A 25,775-nucleotide genomic window follows, 5' to 3' on the forward strand; every position below is an offset into this window, starting at 1 on the left:
CAACTGTGTTACGCCACCTGACCGGCGTAGACACCCAATGTAGGTACGACCGGTTCCCAGATGATCGCTCTCAGTAGCCGAGCAATCTGGCCCCGGTCCGGCGCTCCGCGGCGAGCCCGGCGATGTGCACCTCGCTGGCGGAGCGGTAGGCGACCGCGTTGCGCCCGGACTGCTTCGCCGCGTACAGCAGCGCGTCCGCGCCGATGAGCTGCTGCTCGGCGGTGGCGGCGGGCGAGGTCTGCTGGCCGGTGTCGGGTTCGTGCGCCATCCCGATGCTCACGGTGACGCGCAGTCCCGGAGCGAGTTGTGACCAAGGGAACCGTTCGATGCGGATCCGGGCCGCTTCGCACACCGCGACGGCGCGGGCGGCGTCGATGGTGGGCAGCACGAGCACGAACTCCTCACCGCCGTAGCGGGCGCAGAACGAGCCGGACGGCAGCGCCTCCTGCAGCAGGTCGACGACGCGTTGCAGCACGCGGTCGCCGAGCAGGTGCCCGTAGGTGTCGTTGACCTGCTTGAACCAGTCGAGGTCGACGAGCCCGACGGCGAGCCCGCCAGCGCTGTCCACGGCGAGCAGGTCGGCGAGGCGTTCGTCGAGGTACCGCCGGTTGTAGCTGGCGGTGAGGCTGTCGCGCAGGCTCTGCTCGCGGGCTTCGGCGTGTTCGCGCCGGAGCCGGTTCACCTCGTGCCGCAGCTGTTCCGGAACGCGCGGGGTGTCCTGGGTGGAGAGCAGGTCCAGCGCGGAGCGCAGGTGGTGGTAGGCCTGCCGCCACTGGCCCCGGGAGGCGAGCAGCGCCGCGATCGACTCGTGCAGCTCCACCATGCCGCCCTCGTTGGCGAGCTCGTGGCGCGTGCGTCGGGGCCCGAGGTCCGGCGGTGGCGCCGGCGCGGGGCACAACGAACGAGCGACGTCCTCGCGCAGAGGTTCGGGTCCGGCGACACCGTCGCGCAATCCGGTCATCGCTGTCACCTCCCGTCCGTGGTGTCGTCGGCTCCGGCGGGTCGCTTGAGGCGCCGGGACGCGCGTACTGCGGAATTCGCTCATCCGGCTTACCTGTCCTTGCTCCGAATTGGTGAGTGCGTCTCACGTAGCCGGACTGTCTTGGTGTGTACCGGGCCGGGAGATCGGGTGGAAGCGAATCGACGTGTCCCCACCCGCACGGACGAACCGATCACGCTGTGTTCCACATCACTGCTGGGCAAAGCGCCGCTCTCCGCTCGTGTCATGAGCCGCTGCCGTTGGGGCAGGGCGCGAATCCGTGCACTCGGCCGTCGAGGAGCACGAGGTGCTGCGATCCGATCTGCCTGCCGGTGATCGTGCCCTCCTGGCGGACCGTTACTTCCACGCCGATCACCCACACTTCGCCGCGCGGCGGCCCGGTCTCGTCCGGCGCGTAGGCCGGGTCGGGCCGCAGCGTGCTCAGCGCCGGGTCGAGTTCCACGGTGAGCCCGTCGAGTTCGCAGGTCCGGTCCGCGTAGTCGGGGTGCTGGGTCCGGCCGAAGAAGTCCTGCTGGGCTTGCGGTCCGTGCCGGGCGGTGGCGTTGTTCGCGGCGAAGTACTCGCGGACCTGCTGCTCCCGCGGAGGTCCGTCGGGCGTGCCGGAGCACCCCGCGAGCGCGCACGCCGCGAGGCACAGGAGTGCGGTCCGCATCGTCCGGTCAGCCGCCGCTGTGATCGATCTCGGCGCCCGACGGGACGCACCTGTCCTCGGGGTCGTCGAGCCAGCCTTCCGGCAGCACGACTTTCCCAGCGGAGCCCTGCCGCCCGCGCGGACCTTCGGCGTCCTCGGGGAACGGCACGTCCGGGTCGAGCCCAGCCAGCAGGTCGTCGAGTTCGGCGAGGCTGGACACGAGCCCGAACCGCTTCCGCAGGTCGGATCCGATGGGGAAGCCGCGCAGGTACTGCGCCATGTGCTTGCGCAGGTCCCGCACGCCCTTCTGCTCGCCCATGTGCTCGCTGAGCAGCTCGCCGTGCCTGCGCAGCACCCGCCGGACCTCGCCGAGGTCCGGTCCGGGCGGGACCTCCCGCCCCGCGAACGCGGCCTGCAGGTCGCGGAACAGCCAGGGCCGCCCGAGGCAGCCCCGCCCGACGACGACGCCGTCGCAACCGGTCTCGGCCATCATCCGCAGCGCGTCGTCGGCGCTGAAGATGTCGCCGTTGCCCAGCACCGGGATGCCGCGAACGGTCTCCTTGAGCCGGGTGATCGTGGACCAGTCGGCGGTGCCGGAGTAGCGCTGCGCGGCGGTGCGCGCGTGCAGCGCCACGGCCGAGGCACCGGCCTGCTCGGCGATCCGCCCCGCGTCGAGGTAGGTGAGGTGGTCGTCGTCGATGCCGATGCGGAACTTCACGGTCACCGGGACGCCCGCGGGTTCGGCGGCCCGCACGGCGGCGGTGACGATGTCCTCGAACAGCCGCCGCTTGTACGGCAGCGCGGAGCCCCCGCCCTTGCGGGTGACCTTCGGGACGGGGCAGCCGAAGTTCATGTCGACGTGATCGGCGAGGTCCTCGTCCACGATCATCCGCACGGCCTGCCCCATGGTCACCGGGTCGACGCCGTAGAGCTGCATCGAACGCGGCCGCTCATCGGCGTCGAACGTGATCATCTGCATGGTCTGCGGATGCCGCTCCACCAGCGCCCGGCTCGTGATCATCTCGCAGACGTAGAGCCCCGCGCCGTACTCCCGGCACAACCTGCGGAACGCCACGTTCGTGATCCCGGCCATCGGAGCGAGCACCACCGGCGGATCCACGGCGTACGGCCCGATCCGCAGCCCATCCCGAGGCGGGTGTTCAGCGGTCGGCACCATCGAATCGAGCACGGTCACGCGGACCATTGTCCCTGACGCCGAAGTCGCCCTCGCATTCCCGGTTCGCGCCCCGCGCAGTCGATCATCGCGCCCCTCAGCGCGGTGCCGCTGCCCTGCGAACACCGCGCTCACCGACTTCGGCCCACCGTCACACGAGATGACCACGCCCTTGTAGGCTGCCCCTGCGGGGCGTTAGCTCAACTGGCAGAGCAACGGACTTTTAATCCGTGGGTTCTGGGTTCGATCCCCAGGCGCCCCACCATCCCGCCTGGTCAGAGCGTCGTTCGGTTCTCGGATCAAGATCGCATCCACACAGAACCCACACGAAACTAGTTTGACTCTTTAGCGAAGGCGGCTTCGAGCGCGGTCGCAGCGTCCCGGCTGACCGTCTTCCGAGCCATGTAGACGTCCTGTGTGAGCGACGGCCGGGAGTGGCCGAGCTGGTCGGCCACGAGCCGTGGCGTCAACCCCGCTTCGTCCAGGATGGTCGCCGCAGTCTTCCGGAACACGTGCGAAGTCACCCAGGCGAATCCTTCGCTGCCGCGAGCGTTGCGGAGATCGCGAAGAGTGTTCGACGGGTCGCGGAGTCCGCCGATGCTGTCCGGGAAGATCGGCCCGTCTTTGTCCTCAGCGAGGTAGTAGCGTCGCCGGAGCATGTCGACGGCCCACGAGGGCAGCGGCAGCGTCCGTTCCCCCGCGCTGGTTTTGGTGGACTTGCGGATGAGCCCCTTCCCCTTCCGCCGGGCCACGGTGAAGTTCACCGCGACCGTTCCGGCCGTCAGGTCGAGATCGGGCCAGCACGCGGCCAGCGCCTCACCGATGCGGACGCCGGTGGCGAGCATGAAGCGGGAAAGATCCGGCAGGTCCTTCCGAGAAGCGACCTCATCCGCTTCGAGCTGCGCCAGCCAAAGCTGACGTTCCTCCAAGGTCAGCGCACGCGGAGTCTTCCGCCGGCCACCCTCGATGCGTGTCGTCTCGCGGGTGGGGTTGGCGCCCAAAGCGCCATGCCGGACGGCCAGGCCCAACACGTTGGAGACGATCGTTCGAGCGGTCTTCGCGGTAGCCGTGCCCGTGTTCTGGCGAAGCGTGACCAAGAAGGCGTCGACGCGCGGCACCGTCACCTCCCGAACGCGGAGTTCCGCGAGCGCGGGAAGCACGTGGCGGTCAAGGTGACTGCGGTAGACGTCCGCCGTCGTAGGTGAGCGGGTCCCGTGGTCGACGGCGGCCAGGATGGACACGAACCATTGCTCGGCGACGTCCCGGAACTTGGTGTTGGGGCTGATCGAGCCACCCTGTGAGGTGGTCCGACTGGTCAGCGCCTGCTTGAGTTCCCGCTCAGCCGCCGCCTTCGTCTTCCCGGAACGCTCCACAGGACGGGTCACACCGTCGAAGTCCCGGTACTTGGTCATGGCACGCCAGCCCGCACCGGTTTCGTACGTCCGGATCTTTCCGTGAGATCCGATGGGCAGGGGAGGACGTGGCATCAGATCACCCCCTCTGGCTGTGCGTCGAACCAGGCTTCGACGTCTTCGGGCCTGTAGCGGACGTGCTTGCCGACCCGCTTGCCGGTGGGGCCTGTGCCTCGGGTGCGCCATTGGTAGACGGTGCCGACCGGGACGCCGAAGTAGTCGGCGACGTCCTGCGGTCCCCAGAGCTTCTGCATGGCTGTTCAGTCCTTTCGTTCGGTGGTGTGGTGGTGTTTGCGGGTGTCGCGTCGTCGTTGGGCGATGCCTTCGGCGATGTCGCGTTCCTCTGGGGTGCGGTGTCCGACTGAGGTCATGTCCCAGTGGTTGACCACGGTCACGGTGTCTTCGGTGACGCCGAGTTCGTCCAGCGCGGCTTCAAGCCGGAAGCGTTGGCGATCGCCGCGGATCTGCTTGAACGTCGTGGAGAACGCCTTGGACTTGCTGAGGAAGTGGCCGCGGAAGGCGAGCATGTGGCACCAGCGCCGCAGGTTGAGGTGATCCAGCTCCGGGCGGTCGCCGAGTGCCCAGGCGGTGCGCATGAGCTGCTTGTAGTGCTCGTTGATCCGCAACTGTTCGATGTGCGCGTCGGAGCGGATCGGCCGGTCGGCCGCCTCGGACTTCCCGGTGCCCTTGGTGGCGTACTTGGCGACGTAGGAGGAGAGGCGGTCGTCGGTGATCTCGCCGTCGCCGTCTTCGAAGTCCGGGGCGTTGGCGGGTTTGATCGTGCGGACGTCGATCTGCCTGCCCCACGCAAGTTCACGCACCTGACCGTCGATCTCCGGTGTCGTGATCTGAACCTGCGCGTGCGCCGAATGAATGGCATCGGCCAGCAGATCCGGAGTCGCCCAAGCTGGTGCCTGGTCCGAGGCGCCGCCGGGTCCGTCGAGGCGGATCACGGCGTGGAAGTGGATGGCGCCGCGTCGCTGGTATTCGGCGACTTTGGCGTAGGAGAGCCGGGCGTGGTCGGCGAAGTCCCGGACCCGGATTCCGGCCGCCTTCGCGAGGTGGCGGCGTAGTGCGATGACGAACCGGTGCCAGAGCTGCCCGGCGTGCGCGTTGAACAGGACATGCCCCGTGTAGTCGTACCGAGTCGGAAACCTCGGCTGCCCGTCATCGCGGACCGGCCCGAACGACGGAGCGGTCAAGGTGAGGAACACCCGAGGCCGCTCGGTGACGTGCTCGGGGACGCCTTTGGTTCCGCCGGACAGGCCCGCGCGGAGGAGGTGGAAGGCGTCGGCGGCGTACCGGTCGGAGCAGGCGGCACAGACGCTCTCGCGGCGGTTCCCGCACGGCACCATCACGTGCCCGCCTTTGTGGGCGAGGACCTGGCTGGTGTTGTTGTCGGTGACGGTCCAGGCGCCGGTCATGCGGACGGGGTGGGTGCATCCGCCGGTGGCTTCGACCTGCTCACGCCAGCGGCCGTAATCGGTGGACTGGAGTCGTCGTTGGTAGCGGTCCACGACCGCCCGGTCAGTACGCACCATCAGGTGAGTCCCTTTCGAACATGACGAAGGCGGAGCACCACCGGTGTCGTTCGGTGGCAGTGCTCCGCCTTCGGGGGGTTGTGCTTATTCAGTTGTGCCAACGGTTTCCGGTCAGGTGGTGATGAGGTCGGCATGGATGGCGGTGGCCATCGCGTCCGGGACCTTCACCACCTGTTGCACGTCCGCCGGCGCGAAACCCCGGCCGTCTTCGGCCGCTTGGTCGCGGGCGCGCTTGAGCGCGTCGACGACGTGCGCGGGCAGACGCGGACCCCGTTTCACCGGCTCAGCCGGAACTGCCGGAGGCGTCGGCGTGGGTGCTTCCGGCGTGGCCGGAGCCGGGGCCGGCTGCGGGACTACTTTCTTGGTTTCCGCAGGTGAGTCATGCTCTGCTGCGTCGGCGTAGCCCTGCATCACGACTTGCCGTGACCGGGCCTGAATCACCGGGATCACCTCGGCCAGGCCGTAGACGACCACCGGAATGATCAGGTGCACCGCCAGCGACCCGAGCTGGAACCGGGCCGGGTCGAGTTGCGGGATCACGTTCATGAACAGCGTCGTGCCGAGTAGGACCCGTTTGATCCGTGTCCACCAGTGGTGACCGGGCTCGACCCCGTGGGCGAGGATCACGGCTTCGAAGTTGAGCAGCAGGATCAGCAGCCCCGCGAACATCGGTTCCACCGTCCAGGCCGCCCACCACACCGGATCACCCGTACCCGCGTCACCAGCGAGGAAGGCTTGGACTCCGGTGGTGGTGAACGAGAGCCCGAGGGCGAGGAAGAACCACAGCCCGGCCACGGTCCGGCGCCGGGTGCGTTCCATCGCGACGGCGATCAGGTCGGGGTCGAGTGACAGGGGGCGGAGTCGTTTGGACTCGGCGATGCGTTCGCCCAGCCGCTCCACCCGCCGAGTCCGCCCCGACCCCCGATCAGAGTTCTTGCGGAACGGCCACATACCCGCCCCCTTTCCTATTCCTCGGTTGTGGTGGTGATCAGGGCTTTGACGCCCTGCACGATCAGCGCGAGCACGAGCAGCACCAGGAGCCCGGCAGCCGGACCGGCCAGCGCCCAGACGAGGGCCACCAGGCCCACGGCCAGCAGCCCGGTCAGGGCGAGCGCGGCTAACGAGCCGAGGGTCAAATGCACGTGGAACATGGCGAATCTCCAATCACAGCAAGGGAAAAGGAACTTCCGGCTAGGCGGCGTCGTGGTCTTCGTCGTCGCCGTCGAAGGAGTCGATCTGTTCGATGTCGGCTTCGGTGATCTCCGCGATGGCACTACGTCGAGGGCGCGGCGGTGTCGCGGGCTGCTCAGTACGCCGGATCGGGGTGACGCTGGCGCCGACGCAGTAGGCGACGAGGGCGGCGATGTCGTCGTCGCTGGTGAATGCGGCCCGCACGCGGAGGGGTTCGCGGCGGCCGTCGTGTTTGACGTAGCCGACGCCGGGCATGATCTCCGGAATCTGATCCGCCAGAGCCCCGCGGTCACGGACGCCTTCGCCCAAGGTCATGTCGACGTACGAGGCCTCATCGAGTCGCAGGGCGATCTTGGTGGGGAACAGGCCCCGCATCGGCACGTTGTCCTTGTGCGGCTCCTGCACCGCCCCCACAACCCGACCGAGCACGGCCCGGTACTGGGTCAGGGCCTTGCCCAGCAGTGGTTCGAACTCCCGGGCAATGTCGCGGGTGCAGTACTGGGTCATCGCGGCCAGCTCGTCCACGATCAGCACATCCATCGGCGTCTCAGCCGACGCCGTAGCCGTGCGCACGCCTTGGCGGCCGAGGTCTTCCTTCCGGGCGTCCAAGGTCGTGACGTACTCGCGCATGAGTTCCAGGCCGGTTTCGTCGCTGTCGGCGAAGCGGTGGAACATCTCCCGCCCCGCCCCGAACTCCATCCCGCCCTTCGGGTCGATCACCCACAACCGCACCGACCCCGCCCGAATCAACGGCGCAAGCTGCCGGATCAAGCCCCACAACCAGGAGCCCTTCCCCGAACCGGTGGCCCCGGCCAACAGGATGTGCAGACCCCGTAGGAGGTCGAGGGCGAAGTCTCGGCCGTACTCGGTCCGCCCGATCACCAGGCGGGCCAGATCCACCGACTCCACCGACTCCGGCAACGCAGGCAGCGGGACGGGCATCTCATCGAACGGCTCGCGACGCTGGAAATCCAGGCTGATCACACCCGGCTTCAGCGTGCGCACCGTGGCACGGCGTGCCCGGTAGGCGTTGGCGAGGCGTTCGAGTACGGCTTCGAAGTCGCCGGGTTCCTGGGTCTTGACCATCCGAATGCGCACGTGGTCCCAGCACCACGAAGACGACACCCGCAACACCTTCGGCGCCCACGAACGGCCCCGGTGATCGGTCACGACGAGCCCGGCTCGATACGCGAGGTCGAACCACTGGCGCTGGTAGACCGCCCACCGTCTCCACCACGCCCGCAACAACCGGCCCGCGAACCGGTCGAACGTCGGACGATCCAACAAGCACCAGGACGCACCGGCCACCACCGCGATACCGGCGGCACTGAGCACCACCAGGTAACCCAGCCACACCACCGACGCACCCAGCACGACCGTGCTCGTCATCGAACGCGGATGCCGTGCCACCCACTTCCCCGCAGCCCGTGCCGGAGTCGTTCCCACCGCTACCCGTGTGTCCGTCATGTGTGCTCCCCGGAAAAGAAAATGGGGTGCCGGACTCCGATGTGGAATCCGGCACCCTGGTGCCGATGTGTTCTGTTCTGCTGGTCTAGCTGCGCCGTTCGGCCATCTCCAACTGTGCGATGACCTCACCGACCGCGGTTTTCACCGCCTTCAGTTCGGATGCGACTTCTTTCGGTGTTCCGAATTTGCGCAGGACTCGGTTCATCGCGGCCATCGAGGAATCGATCCGCCGCACCGTCCCGTACACGCTCTCGCCCCGTGTCATCACTTGTATCCCTTCGCCACCACGGCCCCGCCGTGTGCAGCCAACGCATCCCGCAACCGGGTCAACGCCACCTGCGCCTGCTGCGCCTGGTCCTCGATATCGGCGAACCGGCGGGCGTCGACGATGTCGTCTTCCAGGAACGCCACCCGGCCCAAGTCCTGGTCCAGCTCATCCACGAACCGCGCCAACACCTCCAGACGTGTCACCGCCGCCGACGCCGGCCCCACCCGCTTGAGAGCCTGCTCAATAGCCACGAAGAACCACCCCTTTCCTTCTCACTCGCCGTCGTCGACGAGATGCCGCCGGCCACCCACGCAGCCGGAACCGTGAAACCAGAAATCCCGATCAGAACGAACCCGCATCATCTGGTCCTCTCAGCATGGACAAGGCCATGAAGACCCCCGAGCCACCAGCAACACCAGCAGACTCGGGGACCAACAAAGCCCTACCGGCACACACATTTCGTGCCGGAAAAAGGCATAGATCGGCCCACTATGGAATTCGTCAAAGAACAAGCAGCCCACGAAAACGGCTTGAGGAATTGCTTTAGATAAGGACCGTCACGCCCGTACGGGCGGAGATCAGATCTGCGGGGTCAGTCCTGCCGCGCGGTAGGCGAGCCCGGAGGCGTAGCGGCCGTTGCGCTCGGTCTGCCACGGCGACACCGTCGCATCGATCAACTGCACGTACGTGCCCTCTTCGAACCCGTCACCGGGGTCTGCGGTGAGGGTCACCTTGATCTCCTCGCCCTTCTCCGCGAACTGGCCTTCCTGCGGGCGCTTCTTCGCGAACAGCGACACCACGAAGTGCTGAACCCCAGACCGGTCCGTGACCACCTCTTCGACGCCGTTGTCGTTCTCCCGCATCTTCAACGCCGGAGACTCCGTCACCATCAACTTGTAGCCCTGCAAGTTCACCGGGATGTTCCGCACTTTGACCTCCAAGCCCCGTCTTCGGGGCTTTCGACTGCCTGACATCAATCAACATACAGGTGTTCTAGTACACCGTCAACTGGTGTTCTGGTACAGCATCAATAGGGCTTGTACCAGGGAAGATGCCGCGAGTAGGGTGCTGTCCTAGAACACCGCGATCCTCTAGCTAGGAGCTGAAGTGCCGACGATCGACCGCGCCGAGCCGCCTTACCTTCAGGTGGTCCGGCACATCCGGGACCGCATCACCAGCGGTGAGCTGAAGGACGGCGACATGATCCCGTCGGCTCGCCAGATCGCGCGGGAGTGGGACGTCAGCCTGGCTACGGCGACGAAGGCTCTGAGCACGCTCCGGACGAGCGGGCTGGTGCGAGGCGTCAAGGGTGTCGGCACCGTCGTGCACACCGAGGGGCAGGCGCATCAGTCCGCGCGTGACCGGACCGTCTCGATCAACCGAACCGGCAAGATCTACCCGCCCGGTCACTACGCCAAGATCCGGTCAGCGCAACTCGTCTCGGCCACGAAGCGGGCCGCTGATGCATTGGGGATCGAGGAAGGCGCGCCGGCCATCCGCCGTCAGCGGACTACCTACCGCGAGGACCACAGCCCGATCTCCACATCGGTTTCGTGGTTCGCGGGTGATCTCGCGGCCCTGGCCCCGTTGCTGCTGACGACCGGCCGCATCGTCCAGGGCACGACGCAGTACGTCGAGGAGCAGACCGGCCGGGGGATCGTCGCGACCTACGTCGAGCACGCCGCAGGCACCGCTTCCGCCGACGACGCGGGAGAACTCGGGGTTCCGGAGGGTTCCCCGGTCCTGCTGAGCCGGAACAGGTTCATCGACGGCAACGGCGCGGTGATCGAGTACGGCGAGTCGACGGCACAGCCGGATCACTGGATTTTCTACGAGTACAGCATCGAAGACGGCGAATAGTAGTCGAACCAATCCGCTGAACAATCGAATCAGCTAGCCAGCGACACCAGTAATGGTGCCGCCGGGGGGAGTTTGTCTTGGATACGACCTATTTTCAGTATCGTGCGGGAATCGTGTCGCAGTCCCACCGGGTTGTGCACTGCGCATTCGGTGAGGCGGAGGAGTCCGCCGCCTGGACTTCATGGTGCAGGCGTGAATTCCCCGGCCACCTGGTCGAGATCACTGCAAAGCCGGGGGAGTGCCCCGAAGCCGGTCAAGCGACACCGTGCGCGCCCTGCGTGCAGTGTCTCCTAGCGTTCACGGCCGCCATCGAAAGTCCGGCAGACGATCCGATGCCGGTTCGTGCTCCTGATGAGAAGCCCGTAGCCGTCATCTTGCGGAAGGCTCAGTGGTTGCTCGATGACGCTGCCGACCACATCAACCAGGGGCGATGTGGGAAGACTGAGTACGCCGAGTTGGCGACGACCTTGGACGACCTGGCGAAGATGATGCGAGAGCGGGCGGAGGTTCCTCATGTCGTCGAAGAGCCGCACGATTGACCGGAGGCGGCACGTCATGGGCAGGCACAGCCAGAGCAAACGCATCATCGGCTACATGACGGTTTGGACCGGCGATCTCAGTAGCGACCTTGCCGAGCCGGTTCCGCTCCGAGAACCGCAGCGTCCGGCCGCACTGGGCGGAGAGTGGGCGGAGCCGACTCCGGAGCTGCTACGCGCGGTGCTCGAAGGTTTGCAAGAACTCTGATTTCTCTAATTCTTCTTTCTGCTTCTGAAGTATCCCTCGCTCTTAATTCGGGTAGCCCATCAGCGCGCACGATGGCGACAAGCCCGTGTAGTAGGATGCGCAGGTCAGAGCCGCCGAGGTGCCCGCGATGAGAGCAGTCGAGGAATTCAATGAAGCACATTCACGCCGGTAAGGTCAGGGACCTTTACGAACTGGACGGCGACATCATCTTGGTCGCGTCCGACCGGGTCTCTGTCTATGACGTGACGCTGCCCACGGCGATCCCCGACAAGGGCGCTCTGCTGACCCAGCTCTCCGCCTGGTGGTTCCGCGAACTCGGCGACGTCGTCCCGAACCACGTCATCTCCACCACCGACGTCCCCGCGGAGTTCGGCCGGAACGCGCTGCGCTGCAAGCCGCTGGAGATGATCCAGGTCGAGTGCATCGCTCGCGGCTACCTGGCCGGGCTCGGCCTCCGCGAGTACCAGAAGTACGGAACCGTCTCCGGCGTCCCGTTGCCCGCCGGTCTGGTCGAGGGCAGCAAGCTGCCCGAGCCGATCTTCACGCCGACCACGAAGATCTCCGACACCGGCCACGACGAGTTCATCACCTTCGACGACGTGGTGAACCAGGCCGGCCGCGAGACCGCCGAACGGCTCCGCGATCTCACGATCGAGATCTACCAGCGGGGCGCGGCGCGTGCGGAGCAGAAGGGCATCATCATCGCCGACACGAAGTTCGAGTTCGGCCGCGACGCGGACGGCACTCTGACGCTCGGAGACGAGGTGCTGACGTCGGACTCCTCCCGGTTCTGGCCCGCCGACCAGTGGAAGCCCGGCGGCCCCCAGTTCGCCTTCGACAAGCAGTTCGTCCGCGACTGGTCCAGCACGCTGGAGTGGGACCGCACCCCGCCCGGCCCGGAGGTTCCGGCGGACATCGTCGAGGCCACCCGGCAGCGCTACACCAACCTGTACGAACGCATCACCGGCGAAACATGGACCCCCGGGAGCCAGTCATGACCGAACCATGGGACACCTACCCAGCCGCCAAGCTCGTCAACGACGTCGCCGAACTCCTCCAGGAGCGCGGCGTGACGCCCCACCCGGCCGAGGACCGCGAGGCCGAACGCATCCAGGCAGCCCGCAAGCTCCTGTCCAGCCTCGGCGTCACCCCGACGCTGTCCCCTGAGAAAAGCTTGGACCTGAACGGCCACACGAACTACAACGCTCGGGTCCACGGGGACTGACCCACAACGCTGAACGCCTCGCACCGATCCGGTGCGAGGCGTTCTTGCAGGCAAGATGAATAAGATCAACTGAACGTCACCCCGATGACAGACCGTCACCAGCATGCGCTAGAGTGTCACTCGCAAGCACGAAAACTCGGCACACGCTCAACATCTGATGAGCGTGTGCCGAGAACACTTTTTCAGAGTCGAAGCTCCTACTGTCAGTCTCCGCGGCAACGGAGACTGACAGGTCCAACTATACAGCAAAGGTTTCAAACGTTGCACGGGCCTCGAAGCAGGGGTGTTGTTGCAGGCCAGAGTATATGTGGACCAAGTCGGAGCTTCCCAGTCGTAAGGGAAGGCTTCATGTTCGGCATGTTTAAGGCGGCTTTGGACCGTCTGTTCGCGACGCGGATGGATGTAAACAAGATCATCGCGCTCGCGATCGTGATGTGTGGCTTGGTGACGTGCGTTGCCATCACCCAGGCGCAGGCAGATGTTCGAACGCAGGTCTGGCTGTGCGGAACGTTGATTGTGCTCGTCTGGATCGCAGTGGTGCACGCGCGACGGTAGACCGGTGCCCTGGCGCGGCATCAGGTGGTCGCGCCAGGGGGCGTCACTCGATCTTCGAACGGGAGCCTGTGCTTCGCAGCACCCGTGTTCAGAGTTTCTTCTCTCCTTCAAGGGCGGCCCCTCCGGGGCCGCCTGCCTGCTGTCTGGTGCGCCCGGCCAAGCCGGACGCCGGGCGTGCGGCTGGCGCCGGTCCCGGCGTCCGGTGTCCGGGCGCGGAAGGAAAGCAGGCGGCCGGAAACCACGGAGGGGCCGCAGAGAAGAAGGAATGTCCTCGCCGGACGGGCAGGCCCACAGGGTGAGGGGGCAGGGCGCGCGGGCTGCGGTTCGGTCGTGGCTGGTTCCTGTCCTCACCCCATCGACCTCCCCAAGGGCTATCAGGCCGCGTCATGGGGGCAAGCCTGGCATCGCAGGTCCGGTCGGCGTCGCAGGTTGCCCCCATGACACGTCCTGATTGGGCTGACGCCAGGTCGACGGGGTGAGGACAGGAAGCTCCTTCCTTGCAGAAAGGCAAAACCCCCGGCCATGTGCGAGACACGCCCAAGGGTAGCGAACCGAGGGATTCAAGATCAATCAACACTTTACCGCGTAAAACAACGTCAAATGACACATGGAGCCCATCATCAATGGCCACTTTCTTTTGCTATTGCCGTCGATAATGTGAGGGTTTGCCAATCAGTGTCAATCGCCAACAATCCCAGCCCGGCAATCTGCAGAAAATTCAATTCGACGAGCCATCCTATCTGCTCCGCCCTCACTTTTAACGCCGTTCAACACCAGATTCGTCACTATCTTCAGATACAGTCTCTTCTATCAGTACGGGCGGAGGATCGGTAACTGAAGCACCGTACTCGACCCCGATGGTGAACCAATCTTCGAGCTTTTTACCAGCCTCGCTGATAATCTCTCGCCACTTTTTCGCTGTCACCCGCGGAAGGCCCTGCTGTTGGATCACGCTGACGCCCTCTTCGTCCAGGACGGCTTCCAAATCCATGAGGCCATCCTGAAGCGCGTGCAACGCCTTGGAGACAACTCGTTGAGCTTCCATGAACGGATCGCTGGTGTCATCCGTCTGCCCGCGACCATCCCGCGGAAACAGTTCATAGCGAAGCTGCTTGTCCGTCAACGAGACGGGCTTACCTTCGCCGTTTCGGACGGGCTCTCCGCTGGCGTCCCGCAAGACAGGGCAGGAGCCATCTCGGCCATCCTTAATAATGTTCTCGAGCTGACGGATGCCAGCCGGAGTCCGTGTCATCGCCTCAAGCACGTCAGCGACCTTGCGCCGATCCGACCTAGAGCCAAGGTCGTTACGCGGAACCCTCAACACATCGTGCACAGCGACGTAGTACAGGGCTCGGACCGCCAACTCCGTGGAAGCTGCTCCGATTTCTCCGCCTTCGACCTCATGCTGAGCAGCCTTTACCAAAGCAGAAAGACTACGCCCCGTCGAACGCCACGGAGCCTTCATTGCGATTGGACCACCGTTAGTCATCACCTTGATGATGCGCTCCATGGCAGTATCTGGATACCGTAAAGTACCCCTGAACTCACGAGCCGCTAGCTCGATAGCAAAGGGGAGTTTTGTAGTCTGCCGGACCTGCACACGGCCCTTTTTCTCCCTACGGAGCACGAATGCGATCGGTTGCCGGATCACGTCATGCACCGCGGGATCCTTCGTCGTAAACAGCCACAATAGTCGCGCGAACCTGTCATCCAGGTATTCGGCCAAACCACGGTCAACAGCTTCCTTGTGGAAAATTCCACCCGCCAGCCACGAATATTCGTTTTCATTATGCAGAAGTCGTCCTCGGAAGGCTGCCTTAAGGCAGTCATCCGCAAGTACCGCGTTCTGGGCATTCTCAGCCCAGTCCACCTTAACGTTCAGGTGTTCCTGAGCAACCTTGACCTTAATCGCTTCTTCGAGATCGACGCTTCCCGGCTCATCTGGCTCAAATCCGACGATTAAGATAAAGTTCGTAGTGGCACAACGCACTCGCGCACGGTTAGCACTCGTGATCTCCTTGGCGGGCTGCTCAACGATCGCGTTGATCTCATCGAGGAAGTCTTTCATCGGCTTAGCACTCGAGGGCGTCCGAAAGAGCGTGTCCTCCGGCATACACTCGAGTTCCTGTTGAGCCCAGCTGACTCGGGTCGAACCTTCCCGCACGTGCGGTACAGCGAGGTCAGCGCTACCATCGTCAAATTTGATCACTGACATCACGCCGAACGGGGCATCCATGATGCCTTGTTCCCCGATCTTCGGGTACGGCTTGTTCTTGGCGCGTGTCTTCTCCATCGCCCGGTTAAGTGCAATGGCAAGCTGATCCCGCCCCGGCACGGTTAAGGTAAGTTCAGCGGCCTGCGCTTCAACTGCAGTGTTGAATATATTGTCGCCCTCTTCGACCGTTCTTCCAGCCACAGGATAGGTGTAGTCAGCAGCGTTGCGCGGATTGTTGAAGTCGGCCATTAGACGTGGCGTCCAAACCAGGCCCTCAATGTACAGGAGGTCTCCACCCGGAATCCTCATCCGGCGTGTGTTCTCTAGCTGAGGCAGTATCTGATCTGGATGTACAAACAGGGTGGACATAGCACCTGCTGCACGATCGCCCATTCCGAGCTTCTTCTTGGCCGCCGCACGCAAAGATCTGATGAGCTCCGGATCAGGCAGGGAAGGCAAGCGCCGAAGCGGGCGCGGCATCCTGGTTTCTTCGCCTTCAACTTCGGCCGGAAGCTTATTGTCACTGGCCAAGGTTTACTCCTTCAGTTTAGAAACCGCAGGAGACTCTCTCCCGCGAACACTTCGCGCGGGAGCTAACGCCGACCAGCTCACGCCTCGAACTTTCAGCGGATCATGCCCGCATCTGCTCGAACGGCTTAGACTGCCTATCGCGGCGTTTGCGTGACCTCTAGCTGCTTATACAGCTACTACGGGTACTTGCTACGTCCTCACGGGTCGGCGCCCGGATTCAGCCAGCCGCGACGCAGTATCACGTCGTGAAAGATCATAGCACGCTGCCAGTACGGAAGGTGGTGCGTGGATGCATCTTTTGCAGCACTGCCAGGAACCCCGACGTCGTCTACCGCATTAGACGAGCACGCGCCAGGAAATCATTGCCGAGTCAATGACCCTGAGGGTGTGCTGGCCTACCGTAGTGATCAACACCGCTCCTCCAGCTTCGGTCGATTCAGCCGAAGTGGGGGAACAAGATCGTCCAGCCGGCCAGCATGTGATCGTGACAGATAGAGCATTGCCCGAGCCGGGCTCCCCTGACCTCGACATCCTTCCGACAGAAGCACACCGGATGCTCTACCGTTATCTGTACGAGCGGCGATCCGACCCACCAACGATGCTTGAGATCCGAGCATATGCCGCGGAACAGACAGGAGAAGCGCACTCCCAGACTGACCGTCGTGTCCGTGACTTGCGGGATCACTTCGATGTACCGGCAGTGCGGTACGGACGCGAGCATCGCTATGTACTTACAGGCTGGTCGGCTGTAAAGAAGGCCGGTTCCCGGAAGTCCGTCAGTAGCCGTGTTCGCGCGGAAGTTCTCTCCCCACAGCGGTGTGCCCAGTGCGGGCGGAGGCCCCTCGAACACGGTATACGTCTTGAGGTTGACCACAAAGTACCCCGAGAATGGGGCGGAAACGACGAAATCGATAATCTTCAGCCTCTATGCGACGAATGCAATGCCGGAAAAAAGTCGTTTTATGTGACTTACGACGACTATGCTAATGAGATCCGAGAAGCGTCTATGCATCCTGAACCGCACGGACGAATCGGTGAACTACTCAAGGCTTTTCGTGGAGAGTGGGCCCCATCCAGCCTAATTGGCGTGGTGGCCTCAATGCAGCAGTACCAAGAGGATTGGCAGAAGCGGCTACGGGAACTGCGATTTTTAGGCTGGATAATCGAGAGCAAGAGAATGAAGGATCCTATTTCGGGAAGAGTAAACACCTCTTACCGGGTTTCACACTGGGAGCCATGGCCGGAAGGATCCATTCGGGCCGAGGTTGCCAGGCGCGACCCTTCGAACAAGAAATATAAGCCTCGGGATTAGTGGACTGATCCGTCGGCCTGCTACGGATTATCCTCAAAACCGTGCAGGCCGACGGGCTTCCTAGTTTGCTAGCTAATGCGAGCTCGATGCTTCAGGAAGAGTTCATGACGGGCATGGTCGTCCTGGCCAGTAAAGGCTCGGAACTGTCCAAGACGATACGCCGTGGCGGCCTCCCCGTTGCGGACTTCTACGTCGAAATCGTGACTGAGAAGGCTGATGCGGCGCTCGATTTCGGAGGCGTCGATCGATGCGCCTACAGCCTGGATTATCTGCCCCTGGGTCATAAAATCATTGGCAGATTTGAGCACTTTATAAATGGGGTCGTGCTCAAGGGGTGTCCGCTCGACTGGGCTGCCTTCGTGCCTGAAGGCACGGATGATCGCTGCCCCGACCGCGGCGGCGACTGGCGGCGGGAAGGCATTAGCAATTTGCCGGTACTTGCTCGTTTTTCGAGCTGGTATTTTCCATTCATCAATGTCAAATCCCAGAGACGGGAGCCATCCCTGCAGGCGAGCGGCCATATCCGTGGTGATCTTAGGCCCGACCTCGAACTTATCCCCGGGGTGTGGCGCGTCGTTTGCGATACCGAGAGCGTCGACGCCCATCTCTGCCCAAGCCCGCTTGGCCCGGGTAGGGCCGAGGTCGGCGCCTCCGTGCTTCTTCGACCCCCCGACGATCGTGGGAGCGATCTTGTTGGCTTGCTGCACCCACTTGGCGGTGCCCTCCCAGCCATGCGTCCCCATCAAGCCCTCCAGAGCCTGGCCCACGGTGCCCGGATCACCCTGCGGCTCAGGCCATGCAAAGTAGGCGGCATCGTCTGGGCGAAGCGCGACGAGGACGAAACGAGGCCGAAGTTGCGGCACTCCAAAATCAGAGGCCTGGAGAAGCTTCCATTCGGCGACGTAGCCGAGCTCTGTCAGGCGGTCGAGGATGTGCTGACGGTAGCCGGCAAAACGGGGCATGCTCAGGCCGCGGACGTTCTCCAGCAGGAGCGCTCGAGGCATGACGACCTCCATCTGTTCAACTGCCCAGGCGAAGAGGTCGCGCTCGTCCGTAGAGCCAAGCTGTTTGCCCGCGATCGTGAACGGCGGGCAGGGGACTCCTCCGGCGAGCAGGGAGACTCCCTTGGATCCAGCGGGGTCCCACACCTCAATGTCTGCTACGTCTCCTTCTGCGACCTTCCAGCTCGGCCGGTTCTCACGCAGCGTGTTGCAGGCGTTACTGTCCAACTCAACCGCAAGTGCATGTTCAAAGCCTGCTTTTTCCAGGCCGAGAGCCTGGCCGCCCGCACCGGCACAAATCTCAACGACGTCGAAAGCCGACATCAATACTCCTCTCAGGGGCTCGGCACGGCCACGGACACCTGTCAGGAGTATCTTGCCCCGTGCATGTGCTGGTACCCGTCACCGCCCTACGGTTGGTGTCTTCGTGTCTGGTAGCGACCGCAGCGAGGCTCGGCAGCGAGCCCACGACGCAGGCCTGTATCCCGCCCCTCTGAACGCCGGGCGCTCTCGCAACATGCAGGCGAACCGGCGGGTGAACACCAAGCCGGAAATGGTCCTACGCAAAGCCTTGCATGGGCTCGGCTACCGGTATCGCAAAGACCTCTTGCTGCGGCTCGAGGAAGGCATCCGGGTCAGACCGGACATCGTGTTCACAGCCCGCAAGGTCGCTGTATTCGTTGACGGCTGCTTCTGGCACGCCTGTCCGCAACACGGTCGGCAGCCGACGACGAATGAGTGGTACTGGACTCCGAAGCTCCAGCGGAACGTTGATCGTGACCAGAGAGTGAACGCGGCACTGCGCAGCAGCGGTTGGCAGGTCGTCCGGGTCTGGGAGCATGAGCCACTGGACGACGCGATCTTGCAAGTTGAGCGAGCCATCCAGCTTGCCTACGAACTTAGGTTCGAATCTAACGGCCCCCTCTGACAAAACCTGGCCTGCACCAGGGCAGGACCAGGAGTGCCCGGCCTGCTGCTAACCCCCTCAGTGCTCTCGCCTTGTTGCTGATCAGCATTCGTCCGCCTTAAGTGATCACCTCGCGCAAGCCCCACTTTTCCCTCACAAATCAGTGACAAACACCCTCAAGTGGCCATGAATAGCGTCGATTTTCTTTTGCGAAGAACCCAGTTCCTGGGCAACGTTGATGAGCACTAGCGAACAACGACAGCCGACTGCTCCTAAAGCCGGTATCGCAGGTTCGACTTCGACCGACACCACGGCAGCCAGGCCATCGGCCGCCAGCATGACTCAACCGGCACCGGGGTTCGCCCGCGAGGAGTCCAGGCACTCCCAGGGGCTCACGAATGTGCGTGACAACGTCCCGCCGGAGATGCTGTCTGGGGCCACTTGAGGCCCACAGATGACGAAGGCGACGGGGCATCGTGACTGGTTGCCGCACGAAGGGCCAGCCGCGCCGCAGGTAGACGACAGTCTGGAACGCCCTCCGGAGGCAGGATTCAGCAGCAGGCAGGGGAGCTGGTAGCTCCATAGATGACCTGAGTCCCACACCTTACCCGTACAAAACAACGACAAAGGACCCGAGAAGGCCGCGTTTAGTGCGCATGTGCGTTTGCAACCCTGCCTGGTAGCGGGGAACGTCGACTGACAGCGTCAGACGTCGACAAGCGCCGATTGGTAATCCGTGGGTTCTGGGTTCGATCCCCAGGCGCCCCACCATCCCGCCTGGTCAGAGCACTGGGCATCTCGTTGCTGAGCCCGGTTGCCAATTGGTTGCCAACTTCGTCGGATTGCCCGTCGGAGTCCACGAACGCCAGCGCGTCGGCGCTCGCGCGGGACTGCTGGCCTCGCCCGAAGTAGGTCATCGACACCCGGGAGCGCCCGAGCAGGTCGGCCACTTGGCGGGTGTTGAGACTGCGGTTGCCGTCGACCGAGTGTCCGGTTCCGCGCTTCCGCTGATCCGTCGGGACCGTGTGGTCGGCGCGGACGGCTGGTCGGTGATCAGCGCCTCACGACGAGTGCTTGCGCAGCAGGGACGGCGATGGCCGGAACAGCCATCGTCCTGCCACGACGTTGCCGATGGTCAGCGCGATCGGCAGGGCCGGCAGCACCAGGTATCCGAGGATGGCCGGTGTGTAGTGCACCTCGGGTCGAGGGGCGAATCCGCTCGACGTGGCGATCATCTTGGTCATGAGCCATATCGAGACACCACCGGAGAAGATCGTCCCCCCGGCCATCACGAGCATGACCCGGCGGGCTTGCCGTGCTTGAGTGGTGTTCAAGTACCCGCTCGACACGTAGGGCCGTCCGCTGACGAGCACGATCGCCGACAGCAACGCGAAGAAGTCGGCGATCACCCCGGCGCCTACGACCACGACCGTGACGGGGTTGTAGGACGTGGGGAGCGCGTATCCGAGCGGCACGACCAGGGCGCCGCACGCGACGCTCATCAGGACGGCGATGGTCCAGAGCAGGGTGGACCACCTGCGGATGGCGGTGACGGTGCCTTGCGGGACGTGCGCGAACCGCTGGGCCGGGTGGGGGCCGTAGATCACGAGCGAGCCTGCCGTCCGCAGTCGTCGTCGGAGAGGTCGGTGTTCGACCACTCGGTGCCGAGGTCGTAGATCTTCTGCTCGACGGTCGTGCCGTTCGTCGCCGTGTTGCCGGTGGTGAGCGCGTTTCGCGCGCAGGTCACGAGGATCGGCCGACTTTCGGGTGTCGTCCGCGACTTCCACTTCGCGCGCTTCGGTGGTGCGGCTTCGCGCAGGCCGGAGCGGAATCGAAGATCCTCGCGACTCCGCCCGTACATGTACAGTGGGGCGTACATGTACGTTTTCGCAGTTCGCGGTCGACCAGGAAGGGGTGGGGTGTGGCGTCGAGGGTGGTGCGGGAGCGGGTTCGGGGTGAGGTGCGGCAGGGCATCCTGGACGAGGCCGAGCGGCTGATCCGCGAGGAGGGCCTGCCGGGGTTGACGATGCGCAAGCTCGCCTCCCGGCTCGGGTACGCGCCGATGTCGCTGTACTCGTACTTCGCCGACAAGCAGGCGCTGCTGCGCGAACTCGGGCGCCAGGGCTTCGAGGTGATCGCGCGCCGCCTCGAAGGGGCGGTCGAGCGCGGCGGCGTGGACGGGGTGCGCGAGCTGCTGGTGGAGTTCGTGCGCTACGCCCACGAGGACCCGGTGCACTACCGGGCGCTGTTCCTGGGGGACAGGCCCGTCACCGATCGGCCGGAATGCCCGGACGCGGTGAACCCGGCGTTCGCGCTGCTGTCCGAGCACGTGGCGGAATGCGTCGCGCGGGGAGCTCTCAGCGGTGACGTGCTCGCGACGAGCACGGTGCTGTGGACCGCGGTGCACGGTGCCGCCACCGTCGTCGTCACCTTCGAGCATTGCCCGTTCGGGTCCTGGGAAACCTACGCGGAAACGATGGTGGACACGGCGTTGGCCGGGGTCCGCGCCCGCCCGTTGACGGGCGGCTGAACCGTCGCCGCCGAGAGCGCGACGGAGTCGAAGCAGCGGGTTCCGGCGAACCCGATCCCCACTGGAGGGTTGAGATGACCACGCCCCAGGAACTTGTGGCGATCCCGCAACCGAAGCCGAAGCCGATCGTCGGCAACCTCCCGGAGCTCGACGCGGACAAGGGCGTCTTCCGCTTCGTGGAGCTGGCCGAGCAGTACGGTCCGATCTTCCGGTTGCAGCTGCTGAACCGGAAGCTGGTCGTCGTGCAGTCGCAGGAACTGGTCGACGAGCTCTGCGACGAGGAGCGGTTCGACAAGGAGCTCAACGCGCCGCTGCGCAACGTCCGGGACTTCGCCGGCGACGGGCTGTTCACCGCGTGGACCGACGAGCCGAATTGGCAGGCGGCGCACCGGATCCTGATGCCCGCGTTCGGGCCGGCGTCGTTGCGCGACATGTTCGACGGCATGGCCGACATCGCCGAGCAGCTGCTGCTGATGTGGGAGCGGCGCGGGCCGGAGCACCGCATCGACGTCGCCGACGACACGACGCGGCTCACCCTGGACACGATCGCGCTGTGCTCGTTCAGCCACCGCTTCAACAGCTTCTACGCGGAGCGGATGAACCCGTTCGTCGAGTCGATGGTGCGGGCGCTGGTCGAGTCCGGTGCGCGCGCCGGTCGGCTGCCGGGGCAGGAACTCCTGATGCGCGGCACCCGCAAGCAGTACGCGGCGGACAAGGAGCTGATGCACCGGGTCGCCGACCAGCTCATCGCCGACCGCCGGGAGCACCCACTGCCCGAGGGGCGGCACGACATCCTGGACACGATGCTCACCGCGACCGACCCGAAGACCGGGGCGCGGCTGCCCGATGAGAACGTGCGCTACCAGCTGGTCACCTTCCTCATCGCCGGGCACGAGACCACCAGCGGGCTGCTCACGTTCACCTTGCACGAACTGCTGCGGAACCCGGACGTGCTGGCGAAGGCGCAGGCCGAAGTGGACCGGGTGCTGGGCACCGAGGCGCCGCGGTTCGAGCACCTGAGCGGGCTCGGCTACCTCGACCAGATCTTCAAGGAGTCGCTGCGGCTGTGGCCGACGGCGCCCGCGTTCGCCGTCACCCCGCGCGCCGACGGCACCGTGCTCGGCGGGCGCTACGAGCTGGACCGGGACGACACGCTGCTGGTCGTGGCGCCCGGCCTGCACCGGGACCCGGCGGTGTGGGGCGCGGACGCGGAGACCTTCGACCCGGAGCGGTTCTCCTTCGAGCGCGCGGAAATGCTGCCGCCGAACGCGTGGAAGCCGTTCGGCAACGGGCAGCGCTCCTGCATCGGGCGCGGATTCGCGTTGCAGGAGGCCACGTTGTTCCTCGCGATGCTGCTGCAGCGCTTCGACATCTCCGCGGCCGACCCGGACTACCAGCTCAAGATCAAGCAGACGTTGACGATCAAACCGGAGGGCCTGTACCTGCACGCCCGTCGGCGCGACGTGCGGATCAGCTCCGCGGAACCCGCCGAGCGGGCCACTCCCGCCGCCGTGCGGGCCGAGCCGAACGGCGTGCCGGTGCGGGTGCTCTACGGCTCGAACGCGGGCACCGCGCAGGCGTTCGCGCAGCGCATCGCCAACGACGCCACCGCGCGCGGCTGCACGGGCAGCCTCGAACCGCTCGACGACGCCGTCGGCGACCTCGCGGGCGACGGGGTCGTCGTCATCGTCACCGCTTCCTACGAGGGGCAGCCGCCGGACAACGCGCGGGAGTTCGTGCGCTGGCTGCGGGAACAGCCCGACGGGGCGCTGGACGGGGTGCGGTACGTGGTGTTCGGCTGCGGCAACACCGACTGGGCCCGCACCTACCAAGCAGTTCCGTCCGAAGTGGACGAACAGCTCGCGCGGGCCGGGGCGAAACGGCTCGTGGAGCGCGGCCGGGCCGACGCGCGCGGCGACTTCTTCGGGCAGTTCGACGACTGGTACTCCGGATTCTGGGGCCCGGTCGCCGCCGAGTTCGGGTTGGCCGACACCGCCCCGGAGACCGCCGGGCAGCTGTCGGTGGAGTTCGCCGGAACCACCCGCGACCCGATCGTGCGGGCCAACGACCTGCAGTGGGGCACCGTCGTCGAGAACCGGGAGCTCACCGACCTCGCCGCCGGGTCCAAGCGGCACCTGGAGATCGCGCTGCCGGAAGGCGTGCGCTACCGCGCCGGGGACTACCTCGCGGTGCTGCCGCTCAACCCGCCCGCCGTGGTGGCGCGGGCGCTGAGCCGGTTCGGCCTCGCCCACGACGACCAGGTGGTGCTGCGCGGCGAGCGGACCTTCCTGCCGACCGGATCCCACGTCGCCGCCGGAGAACTGCTCGGCAGCTACGTCGAACTCGCCCAGCCCGCGACGCGCAGGCAGATCGAGCTGCTCGCCGACGCCGCCGCCTGCCCGCCGGACGTGCGCGCGCTGCACGCGCTGAGCCGGGACGCCGACGCGCACGCCGAGCAGGTCCTGCGGCCGCGGGTGACCCTGCTCGACCTGCTGGAGCGCTTCCCGTCCTGCGCGCTCACCTTCGGCGGATTCCTGCGGCTGCTGAGCCCGTTGACGCCGCGGCAGTACTCCATCTCCAGCTCGCCCCGGTGGAACCCGGCGCACGCCACGCTCACCGTGGCCGTGCTCAACGAGCCCGCGCGCTCCGGCAGCGGGACCTACGAGGGCGCCGCGTCGAACCACCTCGCGCAGGCCCGGCCGGGCACGAAGGTCGCGGTGACGGTGCGGCCGTCGAACGTGGCGTTCCACCCGCCGGAGTCGCTGGAGACGCCGCTGGTGCTGGCCTGCGCGGGCAGCGGCATCGCCCCGTTCCGCGGTTTCCTGCAGGACCGCGCGCTCGCCGCGCGGGAGCAGGGCGTGACTCCGGCGCCCGCGCTGCTGTTCTTCGGTTGCCACGGACCGGAATCCGACCACCTGTACCGCGAGGAGCTCGCCGCGTGGGCGGCGGACGGCGTGGTCGACGTGCGGCCCGCGTACTCCGCGGAACCGGTCGACGGCGTCCGCTACGTGCAGGACCGGCTCTGGGCCGACCGCGCCGACGTGATCGACCTGGTCGAGCGCGGGGCGACGGTGTTCGTGTGCGGCGACGGGCAGCGGATGGCTCCGGCCGTGCACCGGACCTGCGCCCGCATCTACGAGGAGGCCACCGGCGCCACCGCGGAGCAGGCCGAGCAGTGGATGATCGAGATGGAGCGCGACCACGCCCGCTACGTCGCCGACGTCTTCGCTTGAGGAGTCCGTTCGGAGTGACCTGCAGCGGAACCTCAGCGGCTTGCTCGCTCCGGGATCGATTTCTGATGTAGGCGCCCCTACACGGCGAAATCGTTGTCCTCATGAGGAAGCCGCTGAGAACCCGCCGGTGGTCGTTGTGCTCAAGCCGGTCACTGCTCAGCGGCTCCGCCGCTGACAAGACGACGACCGAAAGATCATTCTGCAAGGACCTCTGAGCCGGTGCGGGGCTTTGGCCCCTGGGACGGCGCTTCCCGGCGGGGGCACCGTGGTCACCGTGCGGTGCCCGTCCGGGGGCGGAGGTGAGTCGTGGGCCTGCAGATCCTGCCGTTGGCCATCACGATGCTGGCCGGGCCGCAGATCATGTCGGCGATCGTGTTCGTGACGACCGCGCGCCCGGTGCGGGTCTCGGTGGCGTTCGTGCTCGGCGTGCTGGTGGCGACGACGTTCGGCGTGCTCGTGGCCCGCGGGCTGGCGGCGTTGCTGGGCGGCGCGATCCCGGTCGACGGCGAATCGCACGCGGCGGGCGCGCTGGGCGAAGGCATCCAGATCGCGCTGATGGCCCTGCTGGCGCTGGCGGCGCTGCGCAACTACCTGCGGCGCAGGACGGCCGAGCCGCCGAAGTGGCTGGGCACCTTGCTCGCGGCCGGTCCGGGCACCGCGCTCAAGACGGGGCTGCTGGTGGTGCTGGCGATGCCGTCCGACCTCGTGATCATGCTGACGGTCGGCGTGAACCTCCAGCACCACGGCGCCGGCCTGGCCGGCGCGATCCCGTTCATCGCGGCCACCGCGTTGATCGCGGCCCTCCCGCTGCTGCTCTACCTCCTGTTCCACCGGCGCGCGGTGACGGCGATGCCGAAGCTGCGAGATTGGATGAACACCCACAGCTGGCTGGTCAACATCATCGTCTGCCTGTTCTTCATAGCCCTGATCGCCACCGGCGGCTGACGTGCCGAGGTCCAGGCCGGGCCCTCGGCACGT

27 protein-coding genes and 1 tRNA gene are annotated in these 25,775 nt (G+C 65.7%); 12 read left to right on the forward strand and 16 right to left on the reverse strand.

Annotated features, from left to right (window positions below):
* Nucleotides 1–70 precede the first annotated feature (70 nt).
* The 3 genes from BJ969_RS29400 to dusB form a co-directional block, all read right to left on the reverse strand.
* On the reverse strand, nucleotides 71–961 hold the full coding sequence (locus BJ969_RS29400; RefSeq protein WP_184484424.1) for a GGDEF domain-containing protein: 891 nt from the start codon (nucleotides 959–961) through the stop codon (nucleotides 71–73).
* A 262-nt stretch (nucleotides 962–1,223) separates the two neighbouring features.
* Nucleotides 1,224–1,652: a hypothetical protein gene (locus BJ969_RS29405; protein ID WP_184484426.1), complete on the reverse strand. Its 429-nt coding sequence runs from the start codon at nucleotides 1,650–1,652 to the stop codon at nucleotides 1,224–1,226.
* A 7-nt stretch (nucleotides 1,653–1,659) separates the two neighbouring features.
* Entirely contained in the window at nucleotides 1,660–2,808 is a 1,149-nt protein-coding gene (gene dusB, locus BJ969_RS29410; RefSeq protein WP_184486099.1) for a tRNA dihydrouridine synthase DusB, read from the reverse strand.
* 186 nt (nucleotides 2,809–2,994) lie between these two features.
* Here dusB and BJ969_RS29415 point away from each other — a divergent pair.
* Nucleotides 2,995–3,070, forward strand: a tRNA-Lys gene (locus BJ969_RS29415).
* A gap of 67 nt (nucleotides 3,071–3,137) precedes the next feature.
* Here the strand turns inward: BJ969_RS29415 and BJ969_RS29420 are convergent.
* The 9 genes from BJ969_RS29420 to BJ969_RS29460 form a co-directional block, all read right to left on the reverse strand.
* Complete coding sequence (locus BJ969_RS29420; protein WP_343071667.1) at nucleotides 3,138–4,217, reverse strand: site-specific integrase; 1,080 nt, start codon at nucleotides 4,215–4,217, stop codon at nucleotides 3,138–3,140.
* A 74-nt stretch (nucleotides 4,218–4,291) separates the two neighbouring features.
* The gene (locus BJ969_RS29425) at nucleotides 4,292–4,471 is read right to left on the reverse strand and encodes a helix-turn-helix transcriptional regulator (RefSeq protein WP_184484430.1); all 180 of its coding nucleotides are present in this window, start codon (nucleotides 4,469–4,471) and stop codon (nucleotides 4,292–4,294) included.
* A 6-nt stretch (nucleotides 4,472–4,477) separates the two neighbouring features.
* A complete protein-coding gene (locus BJ969_RS29430; RefSeq protein ID WP_184484432.1) occupies nucleotides 4,478–5,758 on the reverse strand; it encodes a replication initiator in 1,281 nt (426 codons plus the stop codon).
* A 111-nt stretch (nucleotides 5,759–5,869) separates the two neighbouring features.
* The gene (locus BJ969_RS29435) at nucleotides 5,870–6,553 is read right to left on the reverse strand and encodes a hypothetical protein (protein WP_343071668.1); all 684 of its coding nucleotides are present in this window, start codon (nucleotides 6,551–6,553) and stop codon (nucleotides 5,870–5,872) included.
* A 170-nt stretch (nucleotides 6,554–6,723) separates the two neighbouring features.
* A complete protein-coding gene (locus BJ969_RS29440; RefSeq protein ID WP_184484436.1) occupies nucleotides 6,724–6,909 on the reverse strand; it encodes a hypothetical protein in 186 nt (61 codons plus the stop codon).
* A gap of 40 nt (nucleotides 6,910–6,949) precedes the next feature.
* Nucleotides 6,950–8,338 carry an FtsK/SpoIIIE domain-containing protein gene (locus BJ969_RS29445; protein WP_246457128.1) on the reverse strand — a complete coding sequence of 463 codons (1,389 nt, stop codon included), beginning with the start codon at nucleotides 8,336–8,338 and terminating at the stop codon, nucleotides 6,950–6,952.
* Nucleotides 8,339–8,501: 163 nt separating this feature from the next.
* Entirely contained in the window at nucleotides 8,502–8,681 is a 180-nt protein-coding gene (locus BJ969_RS29450; protein WP_184484440.1) for a hypothetical protein, read from the reverse strand.
* On the reverse strand, nucleotides 8,681–8,935 hold the full coding sequence (locus tag BJ969_RS29455) for a hypothetical protein (RefSeq protein WP_184484442.1): 255 nt from the start codon (nucleotides 8,933–8,935) through the stop codon (nucleotides 8,681–8,683). The genes BJ969_RS29450 and BJ969_RS29455 overlap by 1 nt, the downstream gene beginning before the upstream one ends.
* 327 nt (nucleotides 8,936–9,262) lie before the next feature.
* Nucleotides 9,263–9,613 carry a hypothetical protein gene (locus BJ969_RS29460; RefSeq protein WP_184484444.1) on the reverse strand — a complete coding sequence of 117 codons (351 nt, stop codon included), beginning with the start codon at nucleotides 9,611–9,613 and terminating at the stop codon, nucleotides 9,263–9,265.
* A 178-nt stretch (nucleotides 9,614–9,791) separates the two neighbouring features.
* Here BJ969_RS29460 and BJ969_RS29465 point away from each other — a divergent pair, with 178 nt between their 5' ends.
* The 6 genes from BJ969_RS29465 to BJ969_RS29490 all read left to right on the forward strand — a co-directional run bounded on the left by BJ969_RS29465 (nucleotide 9,792) and on the right by BJ969_RS29490 (nucleotide 13,068).
* Nucleotides 9,792–10,544: a GntR family transcriptional regulator gene (locus BJ969_RS29465; RefSeq protein WP_184484446.1), complete on the forward strand. Its 753-nt coding sequence runs from the start codon at nucleotides 9,792–9,794 to the stop codon at nucleotides 10,542–10,544.
* A 77-nt stretch (nucleotides 10,545–10,621) separates the two neighbouring features.
* Nucleotides 10,622–11,083 carry a hypothetical protein gene (locus BJ969_RS29470; protein ID WP_184484448.1) on the forward strand — a complete coding sequence of 154 codons (462 nt, stop codon included), beginning with the start codon at nucleotides 10,622–10,624 and terminating at the stop codon, nucleotides 11,081–11,083.
* Between the two features lie 16 nt (nucleotides 11,084–11,099).
* Nucleotides 11,100–11,288 carry a hypothetical protein gene (locus BJ969_RS29475; protein ID WP_184484450.1) on the forward strand — a complete coding sequence of 63 codons (189 nt, stop codon included), beginning with the start codon at nucleotides 11,100–11,102 and terminating at the stop codon, nucleotides 11,286–11,288.
* A gap of 149 nt (nucleotides 11,289–11,437) precedes the next feature.
* Nucleotides 11,438–12,286: a phosphoribosylaminoimidazolesuccinocarboxamide synthase gene (locus BJ969_RS29480; RefSeq protein ID WP_184484452.1), complete on the forward strand. Its 849-nt coding sequence runs from the start codon at nucleotides 11,438–11,440 to the stop codon at nucleotides 12,284–12,286.
* Complete coding sequence (locus BJ969_RS29485) at nucleotides 12,283–12,513, forward strand: hypothetical protein (RefSeq protein WP_184484454.1); 231 nt, start codon at nucleotides 12,283–12,285, stop codon at nucleotides 12,511–12,513. The genes BJ969_RS29480 and BJ969_RS29485 overlap by 4 nt, the downstream gene beginning before the upstream one ends.
* Nucleotides 12,514–12,861: 348 nt before the next feature.
* Nucleotides 12,862–13,068 (forward strand): hypothetical protein, encoded by a 207-nt coding sequence (locus BJ969_RS29490; protein ID WP_184484456.1) that lies wholly within the window; start codon nucleotides 12,862–12,864, stop codon nucleotides 13,066–13,068.
* A gap of 757 nt (nucleotides 13,069–13,825) precedes the next feature.
* On the opposite strand, the gene BJ969_RS29495 is transcribed toward BJ969_RS29490, so the two are convergent.
* Nucleotides 13,826–15,814 (reverse strand): hypothetical protein, encoded by a 1,989-nt coding sequence (locus tag BJ969_RS29495; RefSeq protein ID WP_184484458.1) that lies wholly within the window; start codon nucleotides 15,812–15,814, stop codon nucleotides 13,826–13,828.
* Between the two features lie 598 nt (nucleotides 15,815–16,412).
* Between BJ969_RS29495 and BJ969_RS29500 the strand changes: the two genes are divergently transcribed.
* A complete protein-coding gene (locus BJ969_RS29500; RefSeq protein ID WP_246458560.1) occupies nucleotides 16,413–17,126 on the forward strand; it encodes an HNH endonuclease in 714 nt (237 codons plus the stop codon).
* A gap of 68 nt (nucleotides 17,127–17,194) precedes the next feature.
* On the opposite strand, the gene BJ969_RS29505 is transcribed toward BJ969_RS29500, so the two are convergent.
* A complete protein-coding gene (locus tag BJ969_RS29505) occupies nucleotides 17,195–18,451 on the reverse strand; it encodes a DNA cytosine methyltransferase (RefSeq protein WP_184484460.1) in 1,257 nt (418 codons plus the stop codon).
* A gap of 103 nt (nucleotides 18,452–18,554) precedes the next feature.
* Between BJ969_RS29505 and BJ969_RS29510 the strand changes: the two genes are divergently transcribed.
* Nucleotides 18,555–19,055, forward strand: a complete 501-nt coding sequence (locus tag BJ969_RS29510) for a very short patch repair endonuclease (protein ID WP_343071669.1) — start codon at nucleotides 18,555–18,557, stop codon at nucleotides 19,053–19,055.
* Nucleotides 19,056–20,095: 1,040 nt separating this feature from the next.
* Here BJ969_RS29510 and BJ969_RS29515 read toward each other — a convergent pair.
* Nucleotides 20,096–20,641 (reverse strand): hypothetical protein, encoded by a 546-nt coding sequence (locus BJ969_RS29515; RefSeq protein WP_184484462.1) that lies wholly within the window; start codon nucleotides 20,639–20,641, stop codon nucleotides 20,096–20,098.
* Nucleotides 20,638–20,781, reverse strand: coding sequence for a hypothetical protein (locus BJ969_RS29520; RefSeq protein ID WP_184484464.1), 144 nt, complete (start codon nucleotides 20,779–20,781; stop codon nucleotides 20,638–20,640). The genes BJ969_RS29515 and BJ969_RS29520 overlap by 4 nt, the downstream gene beginning before the upstream one ends.
* 174 nt (nucleotides 20,782–20,955) lie before the next feature.
* On the opposite strand from BJ969_RS29520, the gene BJ969_RS29525 reads away from it, so the two are divergent.
* The 3 genes from BJ969_RS29525 to BJ969_RS29535 all read left to right on the forward strand — a co-directional run bounded on the left by BJ969_RS29525 (nucleotide 20,956) and on the right by BJ969_RS29535 (nucleotide 25,742).
* Entirely contained in the window at nucleotides 20,956–21,564 is a 609-nt protein-coding gene (locus BJ969_RS29525; protein WP_184484465.1) for a TetR family transcriptional regulator, read from the forward strand.
* A gap of 74 nt (nucleotides 21,565–21,638) precedes the next feature.
* On the forward strand, nucleotides 21,639–24,797 hold the full coding sequence (locus BJ969_RS29530) for a bifunctional cytochrome P450/NADPH--P450 reductase (RefSeq protein WP_184484467.1): 3,159 nt from the start codon (nucleotides 21,639–21,641) through the stop codon (nucleotides 24,795–24,797).
* A 306-nt stretch (nucleotides 24,798–25,103) separates the two neighbouring features.
* The gene (locus BJ969_RS29535) at nucleotides 25,104–25,742 is read left to right on the forward strand and encodes a GAP family protein (RefSeq protein WP_184484469.1); all 639 of its coding nucleotides are present in this window, start codon (nucleotides 25,104–25,106) and stop codon (nucleotides 25,740–25,742) included.
* The last annotated feature ends 33 nt before the right edge of the window (nucleotides 25,743–25,775 follow it).

Source organism: Saccharopolyspora gloriosae, assembly GCF_014203325.1.
Lineage (GTDB): Bacteria > Actinomycetota > Actinomycetes > Mycobacteriales > Pseudonocardiaceae > Saccharopolyspora_C > Saccharopolyspora_C gloriosae.